The organism is Streptomyces sp. NPDC023541 (assembly GCF_055559995.1).
On the sequence record NZ_JBVHJO010000044.1, the window covers coordinates 1 to 1,360 of the forward strand.

Consider the following 1,360-nt stretch of genomic DNA (forward strand, 5'->3'; position numbering starts at 1 on the left):
TTGATGCCCCTATGGATGTCAACCGAGGGACCCGGCGGCTCCGGTCTGGCCAGCCGGAGGGTTTGCCGGGACGATGAGTCGGTAGATCTCACGCGCGACGTAGCGTTTGAGGCAGCGGATGATCTCGCGTCGTGTCTTGCCCTCGGTCAGACGTCGTTGCAGGTAGTCGCGGGTGCGGTCGTCCCAGCGCAGTCGGCTGAGGACGATGCGGTAGAGGGCGGCGTTCGCCTGACGATCGCCCCCGCGGTTCAGTCGGCGCCGCTGTGTCTTCCCGGAGGACGCCTCGACCGGGCTGGTGCCGCATAAGGCCGCAAAGGAGGCCTCGCTGACGAGGCGCTCAGGGTTGTCGCCGGCCGAGATGAGCAGGGCAGCGGCACTGTCCGGGCCGACGCCGCGAACTTCCAGCAGGCCAGGCGTGCTGTCTTCGACGGCCCGGGCTATCTGCTTGTTGAGATCGTCGATCTCCTCGGTCAGGTGCCGGATGCGGCGGGCCAGCAGCCTCAAGGTGTGGCGGGCGGCTCCAGCCGGCCCGCTCGCGTGCTGGGGGTCGAGTTCGGCGCACCGCTTGAACAGTTGTGGGTTACTCAGCCCGCCCAGCGACTCGCGGAGGGCGGAGTCAGCTGAGACCAGGACGCTCTTGAGCTGGTTGATCGCCTGGGTCCTGGATTTGATCGCGGAGCCCTTCGCCAGCTTGAAGAGCCGGAGCATCTCGACTGGACCGTCGCCGGTCTTCGCCGCGGCGGTGGCGCGTCCGGTCAGCACGGCGCGGGCGGCGGCCTCGGCGTCAATGGCGTCGGTCTTTCCGTGACGGCGTCTGGCGGCTTTGTCGGGCTGGTTGACCTCGGTCACCTCGATGCCCTCGGCGCGCAGGTGACGGGTCAGGGCGGCTCCGTATGAGCCGGTGCACTCGACGCCAGCCCGCCGCAGCACGCCGAAGGATCGGGCCCAGTCAAGGAGTTGTCGATAGCCGTCGGCGGTCGCCGGGAAGCTACGACCGTCCAAGGCGGAGCCGAGCACGGTGATGACGGCCGCGGCGTGGACGTCCTTGTGAGTGTCCACGCCGAGCAGGACGTCCTCCGCGTCGGCCGGGACGTGACATGGGGCGGGGGACTGCGTGATGCTGGTCAAGGTCGCCTGTCTCCTGATCGCCTCGGGAACCGGTGGCCGTCGCCGGGCCGGGGGCGGTCAAGACTGTGACGGTGCCTGTCGCGAAGGCCCCTATCGGGACACGTCCCCTGCCCGGCGGCAGCGAGTACCGCCCCGAGCAGTGGCCGACAGATCAAACTCAAGGCACCAAGGCCAGTCGTATCGCGAGTCAGGCCACCGCCCGAAGCGGCACCTGAACATCCTCACAGTCGTA

The 1,360-nt window shown here is 68.8% G+C and carries 1 protein-coding gene; it reads right to left on the reverse strand.

Going from position 1 to position 1,360, the window contains the following annotated elements; all coding sequences use genetic code 11:
* Positions 1 to 18: 18 nt before the first annotated feature.
* Entirely contained in the window at positions 19 to 1,128 is a 1,110-nt protein-coding gene (locus ACZ3X1_RS37305; protein ID WP_467284018.1) for an IS110 family RNA-guided transposase, read from the reverse strand.
* Between the last annotated feature and the right edge of the window lie 232 nt (positions 1,129 to 1,360).